The sequence below is a fragment of the Romboutsia lituseburensis genome (assembly GCF_024723825.1).
GTDB classification, from domain to species: Bacteria; Bacillota; Clostridia; order Peptostreptococcales; family Peptostreptococcaceae; genus Romboutsia_F; species Romboutsia_F lituseburensis_A.
The window spans coordinates 1,880,527-1,902,697 of sequence record NZ_JANQBQ010000001.1 but is presented as its reverse complement, the minus strand read 5'-3'; the positions used below and the strand labels follow the sequence as shown (position 1 = coordinate 1,902,697).

12 protein-coding genes, 1 tRNA gene, 2 rRNA genes and 1 other RNA gene are annotated in these 22,171 nt (G+C 33.1%); all 16 read left to right on the top strand.

Annotated elements, in window-relative coordinates:
• The first annotated feature begins 10 nt into the window (after nucleotides 1–10).
• Nucleotides 11–1,255 (top strand): serine hydroxymethyltransferase, encoded by a 1,245-nt coding sequence (gene glyA / locus NWE74_RS09165; protein ID WP_258242895.1) that lies wholly within the window; start codon nucleotides 11–13, stop codon nucleotides 1,253–1,255.
• Nucleotides 1,256–1,493: 238 nt separating this feature from the next.
• The gene (locus NWE74_RS09160) at nucleotides 1,494–2,864 is read left to right on the top strand and encodes a hypothetical protein (RefSeq protein WP_258242894.1); all 1,371 of its coding nucleotides are present in this window, start codon (nucleotides 1,494–1,496) and stop codon (nucleotides 2,862–2,864) included.
• Between the two features lie 324 nt (nucleotides 2,865–3,188).
• Nucleotides 3,189–4,691, top strand: a 16S ribosomal RNA gene (locus tag NWE74_RS09155).
• Between the two features lie 56 nt (nucleotides 4,692–4,747).
• A tRNA-Ala gene (locus NWE74_RS09150) sits at nucleotides 4,748–4,823 on the top strand.
• Nucleotides 4,824–4,942: 119 nt separating this feature from the next.
• Nucleotides 4,943–7,844 (top strand): 23S ribosomal RNA (locus tag NWE74_RS09145).
• The 16S and 23S rRNA genes sit together here with 1 tRNA gene alongside, the layout of an rRNA operon.
• Nucleotides 7,845–8,210: 366 nt before the next feature.
• On the top strand, nucleotides 8,211–9,413 hold the full coding sequence (locus NWE74_RS09140) for a zinc dependent phospholipase C family protein (protein WP_258242893.1): 1,203 nt from the start codon (nucleotides 8,211–8,213) through the stop codon (nucleotides 9,411–9,413).
• Between the two features lie 269 nt (nucleotides 9,414–9,682).
• Nucleotides 9,683–11,191 carry a glucosaminidase domain-containing protein gene (locus NWE74_RS09135; protein ID WP_258242892.1) on the top strand — a complete coding sequence of 503 codons (1,509 nt, stop codon included), beginning with the start codon at nucleotides 9,683–9,685 and terminating at the stop codon, nucleotides 11,189–11,191.
• Nucleotides 11,192–11,289: 98 nt separating this feature from the next.
• Nucleotides 11,290–11,631: RNase P RNA component class A (gene rnpB / locus NWE74_RS09130), an RNA gene on the top strand.
• Nucleotides 11,632–11,785: 154 nt separating this feature from the next.
• The gene (locus tag NWE74_RS09125; RefSeq protein WP_258242891.1) at nucleotides 11,786–13,534 is read left to right on the top strand and encodes an N-acetylmuramoyl-L-alanine amidase; all 1,749 of its coding nucleotides are present in this window, start codon (nucleotides 11,786–11,788) and stop codon (nucleotides 13,532–13,534) included.
• Between the two features lie 142 nt (nucleotides 13,535–13,676).
• Nucleotides 13,677–16,169 carry a bifunctional 2',3'-cyclic-nucleotide 2'-phosphodiesterase/3'-nucleotidase gene (locus tag NWE74_RS09120; RefSeq protein WP_258242890.1) on the top strand — a complete coding sequence of 831 codons (2,493 nt, stop codon included), beginning with the start codon at nucleotides 13,677–13,679 and terminating at the stop codon, nucleotides 16,167–16,169.
• A 160-nt stretch (nucleotides 16,170–16,329) separates the two neighbouring features.
• Entirely contained in the window at nucleotides 16,330–16,797 is a 468-nt protein-coding gene (locus NWE74_RS09115) for a hypothetical protein (protein WP_258242889.1), read from the top strand.
• 12 nt (nucleotides 16,798–16,809) lie between these two features.
• Complete coding sequence (locus NWE74_RS09110) at nucleotides 16,810–18,384, top strand: O-antigen ligase family protein (RefSeq protein ID WP_258242888.1); 1,575 nt, start codon at nucleotides 16,810–16,812, stop codon at nucleotides 18,382–18,384.
• A 183-nt stretch (nucleotides 18,385–18,567) separates the two neighbouring features.
• Nucleotides 18,568–19,512, top strand: a complete 945-nt coding sequence (locus NWE74_RS09105; protein WP_258242887.1) for a glycosyltransferase family 2 protein — start codon at nucleotides 18,568–18,570, stop codon at nucleotides 19,510–19,512.
• Nucleotides 19,513–19,544: 32 nt separating this feature from the next.
• Nucleotides 19,545–20,414, top strand: a complete 870-nt coding sequence (gene rfbA / locus NWE74_RS09100) for a glucose-1-phosphate thymidylyltransferase RfbA (RefSeq protein ID WP_258242886.1) — start codon at nucleotides 19,545–19,547, stop codon at nucleotides 20,412–20,414.
• Nucleotides 20,415–20,465: 51 nt separating this feature from the next.
• Complete coding sequence (rfbC, locus tag NWE74_RS09095) at nucleotides 20,466–21,032, top strand: dTDP-4-dehydrorhamnose 3,5-epimerase (protein WP_258242885.1); 567 nt, start codon at nucleotides 20,466–20,468, stop codon at nucleotides 21,030–21,032.
• 86 nt (nucleotides 21,033–21,118) lie between these two features.
• Nucleotides 21,119–22,141, top strand: a complete 1,023-nt coding sequence (gene rfbB / locus NWE74_RS09090; RefSeq protein WP_258242884.1) for a dTDP-glucose 4,6-dehydratase — start codon at nucleotides 21,119–21,121, stop codon at nucleotides 22,139–22,141.
• The last annotated feature ends 30 nt before the right edge of the window (nucleotides 22,142–22,171 follow it).

The following is a 22,171-nucleotide window of genomic DNA, read 5'->3' as shown; positions in this document are numbered from 1 at the left end:
AGGATTTAGTATGTTTGAAAATTTAAAAAAAGTAGATCCAGAAATTTATGAGAGTATGAAAAAAGAATTAGTAAGACAGCAAAGAAATATAGAGCTTATAGCTTCAGAAAATATAGTATCAGTACCTGTTATGGAAACAATGGGAAGTCATTTGACTAACAAATACGCTGAAGGTTATCCTCAAAAAAGGTATTATGGTGGATGCCTACATATAGATGAAATTGAATCTATCGCTATAGAAAGATTGAAAAAAATATTTAATGCAGAGCATGCCAATGTCCAACCACATTCAGGAGCTAATGCAAATATAGGGGTATACTTTGCAATTCTTAAACCAGGAGATACTGTACTTGGTATGAATTTGTCACAGGGAGGTCATTTAACTCATGGTTCACCTGCAAATATATCAGGAAAGTATTTTAATTTTAACGAATATGGCATATGCCAAGAAAATGGACTTATAGACTATGAAGAAGTAAGAAAAGTGGCACATGAATTTAAACCAAAGTTAATAGTAGCAGGAGCAAGTGCTTATCCTAGAGAAATAGATTTTAAAAAGTTTAGAAAAATAGCTGATGAGGTAGGGGCTATGCTTATGGTAGATATGGCACATATAGCAGGTTTAGTAGCTGCAGGTCTTCATCAAAATCCATGTGAAGTGGCAGATTTTGTTACAAGTACAACTCATAAAACGTTAAGAGGTCCTCGTGGAGGTATTATACTTTGTAAAGAAAAATATGCTTCGGCTATAGACAAGGCAATATTCCCAGGAATACAAGGTGGGCCGCTTGAACATATAATTGCTTCTAAAGCTGTTTGTTTTAAGGAAGCATTAAGCGATGAATTTAAAGAATATCAAAAGCAAGTAATTAAAAATTGTAAGGTTTTAGCTGAAGAACTTACAAAGAGAGGCTTTAAATTATTGAGTGGAGGTAGTGATAATCATTTAATATTATTAGATTTAACAAATAAAAATGTAACAGGAAAAGAAGCTGAATATAGATTAGATGAAGTGTATATAACAGTAAATAAAAACTCTATACCGAATGATCCAAATGGGTATATGGTAACAAGTGGCGTTAGAATAGGGACACCAGCAGTTACAACTAGAGGAATGAAGGAAGAAGATATGATTATTATAGCTGAAGCTATAGATTTATGTTTAACTTATGATAATGAAGAAAAAGCAAAAGAATTAGTAATAGGTCTAACTAATAAATATCCATTGTATGAAGAATATAATTTAATGGAATAAAAGATAAATTAAAAAATTAATCCTAAAATCAAATAAATTTACACAAAAAAGGTGGATATAATTATATATTCATCTTTTTTCAACTTTAAAAATGTTTACTAAAGCATAGACAATGAATAAATTAAGTTTGTTTACGAACAAATTTAAAAAGTTAAGTAGATGACATAGACACGGTAACTGGAACAAGTTTCTTTAAAGCGCATATAATGATTGTATCAGAACTTAAGGGGGGATAAAGTTGGCATTAACAGGAGCTCACTACATCTATATTTTATTCATGATCATTATATTGGTAACTATGATAATGAGAAAAGAAAGTGTAATACCGTGTATAATAGGAACATTTTTATTAGGTTTGTTTTACAAAAAAAGTATGGTAGGTGCATTAACAGGAGTATTTACATCCTTTGTAGTAGCATTAGAAGAGTTAGGTCCAGTTCTTTTAATAATAGGTATTATGGTTGCACTATCAAAATCATTGGAAGAAAATAATGCGATTGATTTTATGGTAAAACCATTCTCTAAGTCTATAAAAAGCTCTACAACCGCATTTTTTGTTGCTGGACTTGTAATGTTTTTCATGTCTTGGTTCTTTTGGCCATCTCCAGCATCTGCATTAGTAGGAGCTGTATTTTTACCAATAGCTTTGAGATCGGGGCTACCTGCAATGGGATTAGCTGTGGCTATGAACTTGTTTGGACATGGATTAGCTTTATCTACAGATTTTATTATTCAAGGTGCGCCTAGTATAACTGCTGGAGCTGCGGGTGTGCCTGTAGAAGCAGTTATAAAAGAAGGTATGATTTTATATTGGATAATGGCGATTGTAACAATATCAGTTGCTTTTTATATGTTGAGAAGAGATTTAAAAAATGGTGTATTTGATCAAGAATTGGCAACAACTAAGGATTTTGAAGTTAAAGAAATAGGCCCTAAAGCAAAAATATCAGTAGTTTTAGTTGCAATAGGATTTATATTAGATATAGTAGCAATGTATAAATTTAATTTAAAAGGTGGCGATGCATCTGCATTGTTAGGAGGGACTGCAGGTGTACTATTAATTATAATAAATACCATGAATAATCCTAAAACAACATTGGATAAAGTTGCAGAACATATAATTGAAGGTTTTACATTTGCAATAAAAGTATTTGCAGTAATTATTCCAATAGCGGCATTTTTTTATTTAGGGGATGCTCCTATAGTAAAGGTATTTGGAGATGTATTACCGCAAGGATCACAAGGTCTATTATCAGACATAGGAGTTGCTTTATCTCAAGCAGTACCATTTAATAAAGTTGCAGCGGCTGGAATTGAAACTATTGTTGGAGGAATAACTGGATTAGATGGATCTGGATTTTCTGGAATGTCTCTAGCTGGGTCGTTAGCAGCAGTATTTGGGAATGCTATAAATATTAATGTAGGTGCACTTACAGCATTAGGTCAGATATCTGCTATATGGGTAGGCGGAGGATGTATAGTACCATGGTCACTTATTGCAGTAGCAGCTATCTGTGGAGTTAGCCCGGTAGAGTTAGGTAAAAGAAACTTTATACCTGTAATGATAGGTCTTGTAGTAACAACTATAGTTGCTATATTTATTCTATGATTTAATTAACAATCATATTATAACTTAATTAAATTAAGACTAGATATAAAAATACAGGAAATTAAAATATTCCTGTATTTTTTTTTGAAAATGGGGAAATATATGATTAAGAAAATAAAATATAAAAAACTTTGTTAAAAAGTATTGACCATGTTAATTATAGGTGATATAGTATTACTTGTCCTTAAGAAAAGAGGATGGCAAAAAAGAACTTTGAAAATTAAACAGTAGGTTAATTTATAGAAATAAACATAATTCTTTATAGAATTAAACACAAACCAAGCCAGATATTCAGATAATGATTAGCTGAGCAATGGACAACTTTTATTTGAGAGTTTGATCCTGGCTCAGGATGAACGCTGGCGGCGTGCCTAACACATGCAAGTCGAGCGATCTTCTTCGGAAGAGAGCGGCGGACGGGTGAGTAACGCGTGGGTAACCTGCCCTGTACACACGGATAACATACCGAAAGGTATGCTAATACGGGATAACATACTTTTATCGCATGGTAGAAGTATCAAAGCTCCGGCGGTACAGGATGGACCCGCGTCTGATTAGCTAGTTGGTAAGGTAACGGCTTACCAAGGCGACGATCAGTAGCCGACCTGAGAGGGTGATCGGCCACATTGGAACTGAGACACGGTCCAAACTCCTACGGGAGGCAGCAGTGGGGAATATTGCACAATGGGCGAAAGCCTGATGCAGCAACGCCGCGTGAGCGATGAAGGCCTTCGGGTCGTAAAGCTCTGTCCTCAAGGAAGATAATGACGGTACTTGAGGAGGAAGCCCCGGCTAACTACGTGCCAGCAGCCGCGGTAATACGTAGGGGGCTAGCGTTATCCGGAATTACTGGGCGTAAAGGGTGCGTAGGTGGTTTCTTAAGTCAGAAGTGAAAGGCTACGGCTCAACCGTAGTAAGCTTTTGAAACTAAGAGACTTGAGTGCAGGAGAGGAGAGTAGAATTCCTAGTGTAGCGGTGAAATGCGTAGATATTAGGAGGAATACCAGTTGCGAAGGCGGCTCTCTGGACTGTAACTGACACTGAGGCACGAAAGCGTGGGGAGCAAACAGGATTAGATACCCTGGTAGTCCACGCCGTAAACGATGAGTACTAGCTGTCGGGGGTTACCCCCCTCGGTGGCGCAGCTAACGCATTAAGTACTCCGCCTGGGAAGTACGCTCGCAAGAGTGAAACTCAAAGGAATTGACGGGGACCCGCACAAGTAGCGGAGCATGTGGTTTAATTCGAAGCAACGCGAAGAACCTTACCTAAGCTTGACATCCTTTTGACCTCTCCCTAATCGGAGATTTCCCTTCGGGGACAGAAGTGACAGGTGGTGCATGGTTGTCGTCAGCTCGTGTCGTGAGATGTTGGGTTAAGTCCCGCAACGAGCGCAACCCTTGCCTTTAGTTGCCAGCATTAAGTTGGGCACTCTAGAGGGACTGCCAGGGATAACCTGGAGGAAGGTGGGGATGACGTCAAATCATCATGCCCCTTATGCTTAGGGCTACACACGTGCTACAATGGGTGGTACAGAGGGCGGCCAAGTCGTGAGGCGGAGCTAATCCCTTAAAGCCATTCTCAGTTCGGATTGTAGGCTGAAACTCGCCTACATGAAGCTGGAGTTACTAGTAATCGCAGATCAGAATGCTGCGGTGAATGCGTTCCCGGGTCTTGTACACACCGCCCGTCACACCACGGGAGTTGGAGGCGCCCGAAGCCGGATAGCTAACCTTTTGGAAGCGTCCGTCGAAGGTGAAGCCAATAACTGGGGTGAAGTCGTAACAAGGTAGCCGTATCGGAAGGTGCGGCTGGATCACCTCCTTTCTAAGGAGAATTACCTACTGTTTAATTTTGAGAGTTTTTATAAAACTCTATAATATGGGGGTGTAGCTCAGCTGGGAGAGCACTTGCCTTGCACGCAAGGGGTCAGGAGTTCGATCCTCCTCATCTCCACCACTAGTACTTTGAAAACTGTATAACATTTAGTGATATGACATCATTTTATATATGAAGAAGATAACTTCTAAAAATATCATCGACAAGAAAAGTCTTTAAAATTACAAACTTTAATAACTGGTCAAGTTATTAAGGGTGCAGGGCGGATGCCTTGGCACTAGGAGCCGATGAAGGACGCGATAAGCTGCGATAAGCTTCGGGGAGTTGCACGTAAACTTTGATCCGAAGATTTCCGAATGAGGAAACTCACTTAGAGTAATGTCTAAGTATTGTTAAGTGAATACATAGCTTAATGAGGGGAACCCGGGGAACTGAAACATCTAAGTACCTGGAGGAAAAGAAAGAAATTCGATTCCGTAAGTAGCGGCGAGCGAACGCGGATAAGGCCAAACCAATGAAGTTTTCTTCATTGGGGTTGCGGACATGCAACATGGATGCACTATCGTAAATGAAGAGAGTTGGAAAGCTCCGCCATAGAAGGTAATAGCCCTGTAATTGAAACGAGAAAGCTACTAGCATGATCCAGAGTACCACGGGACACGTGAAACCCTGTGGGAAGCAGGAGGGACCATCCTCCAAGCCTAAATACTACCTAGTGACCGATAGCGCATAGTACCGTGAGGGAAAGGTGAAAAGAACCCCGGGAGGGGAGTGAAATAGAACCTGAAACCCTGCACTTACAAGCTGTGGGAGCACATTTCTTGTGTGACCGCGTACTTTTTGTAGAACGGGCCAACGAGTTACGTTAAGTAGCAAGGTTAAGCACTTCAGGTGTGGAGCCGTAGCGAAAGCGAGTCTTAAATGGGCGACCTAAGTTACTTGACGTAGACCCGAAACCGGGCGACCTATCCATGAGCAGGTTGAAGCGAAAGTAAAATTTCGTGGAGGACCGAACCCACGAGCGTTGAAAAGCTCGGGGATGACTTGTGGATAGCGGTGAAATTCCAATCGAGCCCGGAGATAGCTGGTTCTCCCCGAAATAGCTTTAGGGCTAGCCTCAAGCGTAGAGAAACGGAGGTAGAGCACTGAATGTCCTAGGGGGTATTGCACTTACCGAAGACTATCAAACTCCGAATGCCGTTTTCTTTTACTTGGGAGTCAGACTGTGGGTGATAAGATTCATAGTCAAGAGGGCAACAGCCCAGATCGTCAGCTAAGGTCCCTAAATGTACGTTAAGTGGTAAAGGATGTGGGATTGCACAGACAACCAGGATGTTGGCTTAGAAGCAGCCACTCATTTAAAGAGTGCGTAATAGCTCACTGGTCGAGTGATCCTGCGCCGAAAATTTCCGGGGCTAAAACGTACTACCGAAGCTACGGCATCATTATGATGGGTAGGGGAGCTTCGTATGCAGGCTGAAGCATGACCGTAAGGACATGTGGACAGTATACGAGTGAGAATGTTGGCATGAGTAGCGAGACGTGGGTGAGAATCCCACGGGCCGTAAACCCAAGGTTTCCAGGGGAAGGTTCGTCCGCCCTGGGTTAGTCGGGACCTAAGCCGAGGCCGAAAGGCGTAGGTGATGGACAACAGGTTGATATTCCTGTACCGCCAATAAGCGTTTGAGAAATGGGATGACACAGTAGGATAAGCTAACCACACTGTTGGTTATGTGTGGCTAAGTACTGAGGCAGTCTAGATAGGCAAATCCGTCTAGATAATGCTGGGGTACGATGGGGAGCGAAATTTAGTAGCGAAGTAGCTGATTTCACACTGTCGAGAAAAGTCTCTATCGAGTTTAAAGGCGCCCGTACCGTAAACCGACACAGGTGGGTGAGGAGAGTATCCTAAGGCCAGCGAGAGAACTATTGTTAAGGAACTCGGCAAAATGACCCCGTAACTTAGGGAGAAGGGGTGCCATCCTTTGGATGGCCGCAGAGAATAGGCCCAAGCGACTGTTTACCAAAAACACAGGTTTCTGCTAAGTCGCAAGACGATGTATAGGAGCTGACGCCTGCCCGGTGCTGGAAGGTTAAGGGGATCTGTCAGGAGCAATCCGAAGCAGTGAACTTAAGCCCCAGTAAACGGCGGCCGTAACTATAACGGTCCTAAGGTAGCGAAATTCCTTGTCGGGTAAGTTCCGACCCGCACGAAAGGCGTAACGATTTGGGCACTGTCTCAACAATAGACTCGGTGAAATTGTAATCCCGGTGAAGATGCCGGGTACCTGCGACAGGACGGAAAGACCCCATGGAGCTTTACTGTAGCTTGACGTTGGGTCTTGGTACTACATGTACAGGATAGGTGGGAGACTATGAAGCATGAACGCCAGTTTGTGTGGAGTCATCCTTGGGATACCACCCTTGTAGTACTGGGATCCTAACCATAGGCCTTGAATCAGGTCTTGGGACACCGTCAGGTGGGCAGTTTGACTGGGGCGGTCGCCTCCTAAAAAGTAACGGAGGCGCTCAAAGGTTTCCTCAGCACGGTCGGAAATCGTGCGAAGAGTGCAAAGGCAAAAGGAAGCTTGATTGCAAGACATACAGGTCGAGCAAGGACGAAAGTCGGACTTAGTGATCCGGTGGTACCGCATGGAAGGGCCATCGCTCAACGGATAAAAGCTACCCTGGGGATAACAGGCTTATCTCCCCCAAGAGTCCACATCGACGGGGAGGTTTGGCACCTCGATGTCGGCTCATCACATCCTGGGGCTGTAGTAGGTCCCAAGGGTTGGGCTGTTCGCCCATTAAAGTGGTACGCGAGCTGGGTTCAGAACGTCGTGAGACAGTTCGGTCCCTATCCGTCGCAGGCGTAGGAAATTTGAGGAGACCTGTCCTTAGTACGAGAGGACCGGGATGGACGTACCTCTGGTGTACCAGTTGTTCTGCCAAGGGCATGGCTGGGTAGCTATGTACGGAATGGATAAGCGCTGAAAGCATCTAAGCGCGAAGCCAACTTCAAGATAAGATTTCCCACCGTAAGGGTAAGACCCCAGGAAGACTACCTGGTTGATAGGTCGAAGGTGTAAGTGCAGTAATGTATTTAGCTTATCGATACTAATAGGTCGAGGACTTGACCAATAAATGTTTGAGCAACGGATATGACTGAAGCGAGAGCGAAGGAATATCGTTGGCGACATGAATAAAATGAATTTTCATCTCTAAATGATATACAGTTTTGAGGGTATTAAATCGAAAATATTGTAAGCATACTATTTTATATAGTATGCTTATTTTTATGTGTAAACTTATATAGACCTTATATCTTAATCAATAAATGAAGTTGTTGAAGGAAGGAATAGTAGCCCCAATTTTCATATAATTATATTTTAGTGCACTAATAAAGCCTTTTAGTCCATAAATATTGATTTTATATGTAGAATAAGGTAAAAACAAGTAGTACTACTAAAGTATAATATTACTAAATATTTAAATGGGGGAATACATATGAATAAAAAAGCCATACAAAAATTAGCGAGCATGGCAACTTGTGCAATTATTTTTATTTCTTTAGGAAACACATCTTACGCATGGGATGGAAAAGCTGATGGAACAGGAACTCATGCTTTAATTGCTGAACAAGCATTAAAAATGATAAATAATGATTTAAACAAATCAGAACAAGATAAAATTGGAACTAATTTAAACATCATGAATAATTTAGTAAAAGATTTAAAACTTGGATCAACGTATCCAGATTATAATCCTAATGCATATGATTTATATCAAGATCATTTCTGGGATTCAGATACAAACAATAACTTTACAATAGATAATTCTTGGTATGCTAGTTATGCTATATACGATACTGCTGAAACTCAAGTTAGAAAATTTGTAGCTTTAGCTAAGCATCAATGGGAGAAAGGGAACCATCAACAAGCCATATTCTTATTAGGTCAAGGGTTACATTATTTAGGTGATTTAAATAATCCATACCATGCATCTAATCAAACAGCAGTTGATACTCCAGGGCATGTTAAATATGAAACTTATGTTGAACAGAGAAAAGAAAACTATGCTATAAATTCAATGAATTATACTACAGATAAAGGTATATATGAAGATGCATTAAAAAATACAGATATTAATGATTGGATGACAAAAAACTCTACAGAATATGCGAAGGTTGCGAAAGATTTATATTATAGCCATTCAACTATGAAGCATAGTTATGATGATTGGGAATATTCTGCAATAGAAGCAATGAAGAATTCTCAAGAATGCACAGCTAAACTTCTATATAGATTTTTAAATGAAGTATCAGGAACAGTTCAAAATACTTCAGATATGAATAATTTAGATGAATTTAATGTTGTTATAAAGACTGCAAATGAAAAATATGCAGGAACAGACGATTATATTTATTTTGGAATAGAAACAAAAGATGGTAAGACATATGAATGGGTGTTAGACAATCCAGGAAATGACTTTGAACAAGGTCAAGAAGATAATTATATAATAAAAGTAAAAGACGGATCAAAAATTAGTGCAGATAGCATAAATAAATGTTGGATAAGAAAAGCTAAGCTTGAAGTTGGTGATGATTTCAAACCAGAAAATATAAATGTTATAGCTAAGAGTAGTGTAATATTAGAAAAAGAAATTAATAAAAATTTAGTAGGAAATGAAACTTATTATTTAAATAAATAATATAAATTAAGCTATTTTAAAATATAACTATATTATTTAATAACTTTATTAAAGCATATAAACCATGTTTTTAATATGTTATTAAGTAATATATATTTTAAAATAGCTTTTTAATTGTAAAGATATATTATTTCAATCTACAATAAACTACCTCATTACTAAAAGAATAAGTGAATAAGTGAATTAAACAAAAGAATTGGAAATTAGTTAATAAACTCCTAAACTTATGATACTATATATTAGTAAATTAAAATTGATGGGGGAAAAATATGAATAATAAAAATACAAGTATTTTTTTAGCTAGTATTTTAGTTGTATCGAGTTTTATATCATCAACAAATTTAGTCAGTGCAAGTTCGATAGACTACACAAATTATACTGGTTATGAAAATGAAATGCCAATAAATGAAGAAAAATATGAAACGTATACTATGCCAGCAACTAGTATAAAGCTGTTTAAATTAAAAACTACTGATGACTATGAAGTGGCATTATCTAAAGATAATGGAGAGTATACATATTTAGATAGTAGTAATATGTTGGAAGAAGCTATTGAAATTGCAGATAATTTAAAATATGCTTATAAAAATGCTATTCCAGTTGTGATAAATAATAAGGGGATGATAGTATATGCTACAGAAGCTTTAGCTAAAATCGTTAAAACAAAAGATGGACAATTAGTAAGTCAAAACACAACTATTAATTTATACAAAGATACAGAAGGAAATCATAAATATACATATATATCACCAGGAGCTATAGAAGATGCTCCCATAATTGATATATCAGGAAATATGGTGAAAATAGAAGTTGCAGGATTTACTGGATGGATGCCTATATCTGATACAAAAGGTGATAACTTGGTTGTTGTGCCAATTAATAATATAAAAAATTTAAGTTACTATCAAATTAACGAAAAGAATGAGCTAATTCATAACATTAGCAAAATGATAGAAAAAGAAGGAAATTTTGAATCAATAATAATAGGAAAAGCACCTAGTTTTATGAAGCCTACAAAAAAATACTATAGTTACGATGGAAAATATTTTTATGATGATATAAAGAAATTAATATCAGATTTAAAAGAAGCTAGCCATAGTAATGCAATTAACAATTATTCGCCATATTATAATTACTATAATATTTTGCCGGGCAAAGGTAAAACATCATATACAGCAGCAGAATTAAATTCATATATAGACAAATATGCACCGTCTAATAGTGTTTTAAAAGGTAGTGGTGAATCTTTCATAAAATATCAAAGTAAATATGGAGTTAATGCTTTGATGGCATTAAGCATATCTATAAACGAAAGCGCATTTGGAACAAGATTAGTTAAACCTAATAATATATTTGGTATAAAAGCAAATGATGGAGCAGAATCAGGAGCAAGTAAATTTGCTAGTATAGATGAATGTATTAAAGTATTTATGGAAAATTATATGTCAAAAACTTACTATAATCAAAAATCTAAATTATATAATGGTAGTAATTTAGGAAATAAAAATTCAGGTGTAAATATAAACTATGCCTCAGACCCATATTGGGGGGAAAAAGCAGCCTCACATATGTATAAAATAGATAAATATTTAAGTGATGGAAAACTTAAAGAATATAATAAAGAAGAAATATATGTTTATAAAAGACAAAGTGATAATAAGCTCATTTTAAAAGGAATAATAACTAAAGAGGGGATAAAATTAGATGATAAATCTAAAAATTATACTATGTCAGGTGAGGAAACGTATGATACTTTGCATACATCAGCTAAAAAATAATTAAATGAAAGTTAGTATAAATTTATACAATTAATTCAAAAATTAACTTTTGACATAAATTAAAATTCATGTTAATATTATAAAAGTCAATTAAATATTAAGTAAGCCAGACAATCGCGGGTAGTATTTTACTACGTGAGGAAAGTCGGAGCTCCATAGAGCAGGGTGCTAGGTAACGCCTAGTGAGAGTGATCTTAAGGAAAGTGCAACAGAAAATAACCGCCACTTTTGTGGTAAGGATGAAAAGGTGAGGTAAGAGCTCACCGTCGATTAGGTGACTAGTCGAGCCGTGTAAACCCCACCTGGAGCAAGACCAAGATAGGATAAAAAGGATGTTGCTCGCATCCTCCGGTTGGTAGGTCGCTTGAGCATATTGGTGACAATAGGCCTAGAAAGATGATTGTCTAATACAAAACTCCGCTTATAGACTTGCTTATTATTTTGATATTAGCACTAGCTTTTAGCTAGTGTTTTTTTATGCGATTATTTATATATTCAACTATTATGATTAAAAAACTTAAATTATAGTATATTCTATGATAATATAAATATAAATAGCAAAATATAACAAAAAAATATTGAGGGGATGAATGAATGAATATACGGAAAAAATTATTAGGATCTATATTAACAATAAGCATGATAACAGCAATGTCTATTTTATCTAATATAGCTTTATCTTATGCTGATAATAAAACAGAAGTAGAATTTAATTCTGTAATAGGAAAATATAATAAAAAAGACTTAATAGTAGAAAATGCCATAGCTATAAAATTAGATGAAACCTTAAATCTATCACAAAATCCAAACTGGGAGTTGTCAAATAATGAAATAGCTAAAATAGATAAAAATGGTATAGTGAAACCTTTAAAAGAAGGTACTGTATTTTTAAGTCAGAAAATAGGGTCGAAAGCACATATAATAGAGTTATACGTATTTAATGAAAAAACTAATTATATAACAAAGAATGCAAAAGCTGAAAGCTCTAAAGGCAAACATAAAGTATTTATTGATCCAGGTCATGGGGGATCAGATCCTGGAACTGTAGGATCTGTAAAAAGTGAAAAACAATTAAATTTAGATGTTGCTGAAAGGGTAAAGTCAAAGTTAGAAAATCAAGGTATCGAAGTCAAAATGAGCAGAACGTCAGATGTATACTTAACGCTATCAGAGAGAACCGATATTGCTAACGAATATGGAGCAGATATATTTGTATCAATACATCATAATGCAGCAGAATCAGAATCAGCAAATGGAATAGAAACATTCTATCATCCTAATAAAGAAGCACATAAGTCCCTAAGCTCAGAGTTACAGACGAGTTTAATAAAAGAGACAGATGCAAGAGACAGAGGTGTAAAAAGTGCTAACTATGCAGTATTAAGAACGTCAAATATGACTTCAGCTTTAGTTGAAGGTGGATTTATGACTAATACAGTAGAATATTCAAAATTGATAGACTCACAGTATCAAGAAAAATTAGCTGCAGGAGTTGCTAATGGGATAGTTAAATATCTAAATGGAAATATGAATTCAGGAGACGAAGACAAAAACCCAGAAGTACCACCGGTAGTAACACCGCCAACTGTTATAGATACAGGTATAACAACTGCAAATACATTAAATGTAAGAGCAGGAGCAGGAACTAGCTATAATATAATAGGAAGTTTATTAAAAGGAACTAAAGTAGAAATAGTAGAGAAAAATATAGGTGATTGGTATAAAATAAAGTACAATGATGGAATAGGATTTGTATCTAATTCATATGTAAAGTTAGATTCTGATACAACAGATGAGCCATCAATACCTGAAATAGAAAATAAATTTATAGACATTAATTATCATTGGGCTAAAGATGCAATACTTAAGTTTGCAGCAAAAGGATATATTGGCGGGTATAGTGATGACACATTTAGACCTGAAAATTATATAACTAGAGCTGAATTTGTAAAGATTGTTAATGGAGTATTTGGATTAAAACAATTTAATGAATCAAAAAAACTAAAATTTAATGACATAAAAACTTCTGCGTGGTATTACAATGATGTATGCATAGGAGTAGAAGCAGGATATATAAATGGATATGAAGATAATACATTTAGACCTAATGGAAAAATAACAAGACAAGAAGCTGCAAGTATAGTAGCAAAAATTACAAAGCTAGTAGGTGATGGAAAACTAGATTTTGTAGATAATAATAAAATATCACCATGGGCTAGAGCATCTGTTGATGCATTAAGTGATAATAAAATAATGGGTGGGTATGAAGATAATACTTTTAGACCTCAAAATAGTATCACAAGAGCTGAGGCAGTATCTACTTTAGAGAGAATAATTAGATAAAAGTATAATAAAAAAACTATTAAAGCAAACCATTTAGGTATGATTTTAATAGTTTTTTTTTATTTAACTTATATTAAGGTTTACAATGAGGAAAAGGTTATATAGAATATAAGTGGAAAGAAAAAATAATAGGGGGATTAATATGGCATATAAAAAACATATGAAAAGGATTAGTGTATTTGTATTAATATTAGGACTAACAGCATCAGGAATACAGCCATTAAAAGTATTGGCTAATGAATCAACAACTAAATCAGGTGAACCAACTATAGATTTGAGGGTAGTTGGAACGAGTGATTTACATGGTAGTATTATGGATTATGATTATTACACATTGCAAGATAGTCAAAAATATGGTTTAGTAAAACTATCAACTATAATGAAGAATGTAAAAAGTGAAGTAGATAAAACAGGAGACAAAGACAATATAGATAATACTGTAATATTTGACAATGGAGATACTATACAAGGAAATCCATTTGCAGACTATTATAATAATTTTAAGACTGTCACAGGGGAACATCCAATATATAAAGCTATGAATGAAGTTGGATATGATTCAGCAACATTAGGTAATCATGAATTTAATTATAAGCTAGATTTCTTGCAAAAAATAGTAAATGAAAATGAAAAAAATAAGAAAAATTTAGATATATTAAGCTCAAATGTATATGATGTAAAAGGAGAAAAAAACTTATTTAAACCGTATGAAATAATAACTGAAACTGTAGTAGATTCAACTGGAAAACAACAAACAGTAAAAATAGGTGTAATAGGTTTTACTCCAGAAGATATATTAGTTTGGGATAAGCAAAATTTAGAAGGTAAAGTAAGTGTAAAATCATTTAAAGAAAGTGCAGAAAAATTTGTGCCAAAAATGAAAGCAGAAGGGGCTGATATAATAGTAGGTCTTGCCCACTTCGGAAATGATACAAAAGACGTAAATAATTTGGCTAAAGTTGAGGGGATAGATGCATTAGTAACAGGTCACAGTCATGCAAGTGATAGCGGAAAAATAGAAGGAACAGAAGTACCTTTTATTCAACCTATTAATAATGCATCTGAACTAGGCGTTATAGATTTGAAATTAAAACAAGAAAATGGGAAATGGGTAATAGATAAAGGAAATACAAAAACTAATATAAGAAAAGTGTATGATAAAAATAATAATATAGATATAAAAAGAGATGAAAATTTATCAAAATTCGTAGAATCATATCATAAACCAGTTGTGGATTATGTAAAATCACCAGTAGGAAAAACAACAAAAGATTTACAAAGTTACTTTACATTAGTTCAAGATGATGCATCAGTAGAATTAGTTGCAGATGCTCAAACACAATACCTAAAGAAACTATTAAAAGAAGATGAATCTATGAAAAAATACAATGGTCTACCTATATTATCAGCGGCAGCGCCATTTAAAACAGGAGGAAGAAGTGATTCACCAGACCCAACTGATTTTGTAAATATCAAATCAGGAAATATATCTATAAGTGATGTTTCAAGCCTTTACAAATATCCTAATACATATACAGTATTAAAGATAAAAGGTAGCGAAGTAAAAGAATGGTTAGAGAGAAGTGCTGCAGTATTTAATACAATAGACCCTAATAAAAAAGAAGAACAACAATTAGTTAATCTAAATTTTAGAGGATATATGTTTGATACAATAGAAGGTTTAAAATATGAAGTAGATGTAACTAAGCATCCAAAATATGATACAAGCGGAAAAATGATAAATAAAGACAGTGAAAGAATAGTAAACCTTACATATAACGGTAAACCTTTAGATAAAAATCAAGAGTTTTTAGTTATAACAAATAACTATAGAGCGGGAGCAGAACAGTTTGCAGGTAAAACTGTATACGCTGGTCAAGAAGAAAGTAGACAAGTAGTATCTAATTATATAAAGGAAAAAGGAACTATAACACCTAATGCAGATAATAATTGGACTATAAAACCCGTACAGACTAAAGGAAATGTAGTATTTAGAACACATGAAAATGGAGCTAATTACTTAGGTACAAATTCTGCCATAAGCAAAGTAGGACCAGCAAAAGAAGAAAAATTTGCAAATTATAAATATGATTTAAGTAAATCACAAAATACATCAACTAATGGATTTAAAGATATAGAGAAACATTGGGCTAAGAAAAATATAGAAGAATTTTTGACAAAAGGGTATATTGGTGGATATGAAGATAAAACATTTAGACCAGATAACTCTATAACAAGAGCTGAATTCGTAAAATTGGTTAATAAAGTATTTGAACTAAAAACAGTTGGAACAGAAGATTTCAAAGATGTTAAACCATCAGATTGGTTCTACAATGAAATATGTATAGCTACTAAAGCAGGATACATAAATGGATATGAAGATAAAACATTTAGACCAAATCAAAAAATAACAAGAGAAGAAGCTGCATCAATAGTAGCATCTTTAATCAATTTAAATAATGATGGAAAATTAACATTCAAAGATAGTAATAAAATATCTACATGGGCTAAAGCATCAGTAGATAAGCTAAGTGATAACAAAATAATGGGTGGATACGAGGATAATACATTTAGACCTCAAGGAAAAATAACAAGAGCAGAGTCAGTTTCTATGTTAAGTAGAATAAATAAATAAAGTGCAGATATAAGATAAACTAGGGTTATAAATACCCTAGTTTATTTATGTTTAAATGTTATTTGTATTTGATGTTTTTTATGGTAATTGTGTCTTAATCTATAATATTATGTATATCTATGATATAATAAAAAAGTTAAAAATAATAAGGAGGTTTATAATGTATAAAAATAGTAAGATATTTATTACTTTTTTATCCGTAGCCTTATTTCTTATGATGTATTCATATGACAAAGGTCAAAAGCAAATATCGGAAAGAAAAGATGATTATACAGCATATGCTAAAGCTGAACTTAGCATAAATCAAGGAAAAAAAATAGAATCATCATTAAAAACTATTGAAAAATTAGAAAAAAAATATATAAAAACAGATCAATTTGAATTGAGTAAAGTTCAAGCATATGCTTTAATGGGGCAGTTTGATAAAGCAGAAAAATCAGTAAAAGAAGCAATAAGGTTAAATAAAAAACTAGAAAATGATGTAAATCTTTTACTAATATATGCTGATGTATGTATAAATAATAAAGACAATGATAAAGCAAATCAAATTTTAGAGAAAATAAAAAATCTAGAAAAAAATGAAGAACAACAAAAGAAATTTGATAAATTGAATGAAGAAATGAAGTAAGGAGGCTAGAGTGTGGAATCAATCTATGAATATAACTATAGACAACAAAAGATAGCTAGAATTGATAAGATTATAGCCATTATTGCTATGTTTATGATAAGTATAATACCATTAATAATGTATAGATATGATAGTATGGTGTATAGCCCTATACTTTCAGGAAACGTGTATTCTACAGGCAATAAAGTAGATATATTTAACTACTATAAAAGTGTAATACTTAACATAAGTAGTTTCCTTATATTAGGATTACTTATATATAAGACAATAGCGCTTAAAGATTTAATAAAAAGCAATAAATTAAATATGATAATATTAATATTTGCAGCAATTATATTAATAACACCGTTAGTATCTGATTATATAGATATATCATTACTTGGTAACTCAGACAGACATGAGGGAGCTATAGCATGGTTTTCGTATCTAGTAGTATTTTATGCTTTATGCAATATAAAAATAGAAAAAGAACAATACAAGTATTTTTATTGGGTACTAATACCATTTATAATAGTAAATTTAATAACATCGTTAACAAATTTATATGGATATAACTTAATAGACAATAGAGTAGTAAATAATATTTTAGGTAAAGGTCTTAGTGGATATTTAGTAACTACACTATATCATCAAAACTACGGAAGTGCCATATCAGCAGTTATATTTAGTGTAAGTTTTACGTATTTATTATTAGAAAAAAATACAAAAATTAAAATAGCACTAGTAATAACAACAGTAGCATCATTTACAATGTTATTAGCAATGATATCATCTGGGGGATTTGTTACAGCATTGATAGTATTACCTATAATATTAGTAATAGGCATTAGATTTAGAGGAATAAAAGAAACTGTACTATGGACTATACCTACAGTTATACTAAATGCTATATCATATATGATACTAAGCAAATCAAATGAAAAAGTATATGAAGAATCATTTAAAATAATAGAAAAAATAAATGATATATCAGGTGCTATAATTCCTGTAGCAATAATAGGCTTTATATTAGTAGTATTTATAATGAAGTTTATAAATAGAAAAGTTGTTTTTAATATAGCTATAGGAGTTGTTATTGTATCTATGTTAATAGGTGGAGTAGCTCTATCAAATACAATAGAAAATAACAAACAAGTAATAACAGAAAATACTATATACCAAAAATTAAATGAGATGAGTACCGATCGTATAAATATATGGATAAAAACTATAGATTTAATAAATGAAAAACCAATACTAGGGCAAGGTCTTGATACTTATCCATATGTAATTTCAGATAAAGATGAAGATAGAGGAATAAGTACTTATGGAGAATTTATAGATAAGCCCCATAACTGGTACTTATCAGTTGCATACGGAAGTGGAATATTAGGACTTAGTGCATTTTTAGCTGTACTTGTTTATGTATTAAAAGGATTATTTGACAAATTGTCAGATAAAATTGATGATAAATATATATATATATTTGGAGTAGGGTTTATTGCATATGCAGTACAAGGATTATCTAATGATAGTTGGGTAGGAACATCTATAATATTCTGGGTATTAGCTGGAGTATGTGCAAATAAGTTGTTTAGAGAAAACTAAAATAGTTAAAAAAGATATGGATAATATTAACTTAGGAACCATATCTTTTTTTAGTGTAATGAAATCTAAAGTGCAGTATAATAAAACATAAAAACGACAATATTCTATTAAAACTTTAAAAAAAGTTAAAAATAAGATAAAATATAAAAGTATGATAAAAATATGTATATGGGGGTGAAGGTATTGAATATAAGTGTAATAATTCCAACTAGAAATGCAGAAAAATATATAGGGAAACTTATAAAAAAACTTCAAAGTCAAACAATTAGTCCCATGGAAATAATAATAATAGATACAAACTCTAAAGATAAAACAAAAGAAATATGTAAAGAATTTAAAGGTATAAACTTTATTCATATAAATGATGGAGAATTTGGTCACGGAAAAACAAGAAACCAAGCAGCAAAAGTAGCAAAAGGAGATATACTTGTATTTATGACACAAGATGCATATCCAAATAACGATATGTTCTTAGATGAATTAATCAAACCATTAGGAAAAGATAATGTAGTTTGCTCATACGGTAGACAGCTACCTAGAGAAAATTCTAGTTGTATAGAGGTATTTTCAAGAAAGTTTAACTATGGTAATGCAGATATTATAAAGTCAAGACAAGACATAGATAAATTAGGAGTTAAAACATTTTTCTTTAGCAATGTTTGTTCAGCATTTGTAAAAGAAGATTTTTTTCAAACTGGAGGATTTCCGTCAGATACAATAATGAATGAGGATATGATAATAGCATCAAAATTTATATTTAATGATAAAAAGACTTGTTATACATCAAGAGCAGAAGTTATACATTCACATAATTACACATATAGAGAACAGTTTAAAAGAAACTTTGACGTAGGTGTAGTATTTGCAGATAGCAAACTATATTTTGGAGGAGTTAAGTCAGAATCCGAAGGTATAAAATTTGTAAAAAATGCTATCAAGTACTTAATTCAAAATAAAAAGATTTATTTAATACCACATTTAATAGTAGAAAGTGGATTTAAATTTATAGGATATAAGCTAGGATATAATTATAAAAAAATACCTATGAAATATGTAAAAAAAATGAGTATGCATTCATTTTATTTTGAGCAAAAGAAAGAGCAAGAAGCTTTAGTAAAAGCTATATAGCTTATATAAAATAGAAATAAGGAGAAAGAGTTATGAAAGGAATTATACTTGCGGGAGGATCAGGGACGAGATTATACCCAATAACAAAATCAGTATCAAAGCAGGCTTTACCAATATATGATAAGCCGATGATATATTATCCAATGTCTGTACTTATGCTAGCAGGCATAAGGGAGATACTAATAATATCTACACCAAGAGACATAAGTTTGTTTGAAGAATTATTTGGAAATGGTAGTGAACTAGGATTAAATATACAATATAAAATCCAAGAACAACCAAATGGACTAGCAGAAGCATTTATAATAGGAGAAGAATTTATAGGTGATGATAAAGTAGCATTAGTTCTTGGAGATAACATATTCTACGGATATGGATTTAGTGAAAGATTAGAAAATGCAGTTAAAAGAGATGAAGCAACTATATTTGGATATCATGTAAGTGATCCTACCGCATTTGGAGTTGTAGAATTTGACAAATACTTTAATGTTGTATCAATAGAAGAAAAACCTACAGAGCCTAAGTCAAACTATGCAGTACCAGGATTATACTTCTATGATAACGATGTAGTAGAGATAGCTAAGAGTGTAAAGCCTTCTGAAAGAGGAGAGTTAGAAATAACAGCTGTAAATAATGAATATTTAAAAAGAGGCAAGTTAAAGGTAGAGTTGTTTGGGAGAGGAATGGCATGGCTAGATACAGGAACACATAGAGGATTATTAGAAGCATCTAACTTTGTAGAAGCTATACAAACAAGACAAGGACTATATGTAGCTTGTTTAGAAGAAATAGCTTATAGAAAAGGATATATAAACAAAGAACAATTATTACAATTAGCTAAGCCACTTATGAAAACAGAGTACGGACAATACTTAGTAAAAGTAAGTGAAGAAGAAAAATAAATGATAAAAATATATAAATAAACTATTAATAAATGAAAGAAGTTGAATAACATGGGGAACTTTAAATTTATAGAGACAAAAATAAAAGATCTATATATAGTAGAACCTAAGGTATTTGGAGATGATAGAGGATACTTTATGGAAAGCTACAACAGAGTTGACTTTGTAGAAGCTGGACTTGATATGGTATTTGTTCAAGACAATGAATCAAAGTCTAAAAAAGGTGTACTTAGAGGAATGCATTTTCAGACTAAGCATACACAAGGAAAGTTAGTAAGAGTTACACAAGGAGAAGTATATGATGTAGCAGTTGATTTAAGGAAGAATTCTCCTACATTTGGTCAATGGGATGGTGTAGTTTTATCAGCAGAAAACAAAAGACAATTCTACGTACCAGAAGGATTTGCTCATGGATTTTTAGTTTTATCTGATGAAGCAGTATTTAACTACAAATGTACTGACTACTATGCACCAGAGTATGATAGCGGGCTTTTATACAATGATAAAGAGGTAAATATAAAATGGCCATTAGAAAATATAGAAGAAATAATATTATCAGAAAAAGATAAAAAACAAAAAACTTTAAAGGAATTAAAAGAATTAGATATATTATTTTAATTCACGGCTTAGTGAATAATATACAATTCACAGTAGAGTGAATAATATTTAAACAAAAATTAAAAAGTATAAATAGGAGAAATAATATGAAAAAAATATTAGTAACAGGTGGAGCTGGATTTATAGGTGGAAACTTTGTTCATTATATGGTAAATAAATATCCTGAGTATATGATTGTTAACTTAGATTTATTAACATATGCAGGAAATTTAGAAACATTAAAGAAAATTGAAAATAAGCCGAATTATAAATTTATAAAAGGCGATATAGCAGATAGAGAATTTATATTCAAATTATTTGAAGAAGAAAAATTTGATATAGTAGTAAATTTTGCAGCTGAATCTCATGTAGATAGATCAGTAACAGATCCAGGAATATTTGTTCAAACAAATGTTATTGGTACACAAGTACTACTAGATGCATCAAAAGAATTTAAGGTTAGTAGATACCATCAAGTTTCAACAGATGAAGTATATGGTGATTTACCACTAGATAGACCGGATTTATTCTTTACAGAAAATACACCACTTAATCCAAGTTCACCATATTCAGCATCAAAAGCTAGTTCAGATTTTTTAGTACAAGCTTACCATAGAACATTTGGATTACCGATAACTATATCTAGATGTTCAAATAACTATGGTCCATATCATTTTCCAGAAAAACTAATACCACTTATGATAAGTAGAGCTTTAAATGATGAAAGCCTACCTGTGTATGGTAATGGTGAAAATGTTCGTGATTGGCTACATGTAGAAGATCATTGCTCTGCGATTGATTTGATAATACATAATGGTAGAGTAGGCGAAGTGTACAATGTGGGTGGTCATAATGAGAGAACTAACTTAGAAGTTGTTAAAACTATACTTAAAGCATTAGATAAGTCTGAAGAACTTCTAACTTATGTTACTGATAGACCAGGACATGACTTGAGATATGCTATAGATCCTGAAAAATTAGAAAAAGAATTAGAATGGAAGCCTAAGTATAACTTTGATACAGGTATAGATATGACTATAAAGTGGTACTTAGATAATAAAGAATGGTGGATGAATATATTATCTGGAGAATATCAAGAATATTACAAGAAACAATATGATAATAGATAATTTATAATAAATTAAAATGATTTATGTATA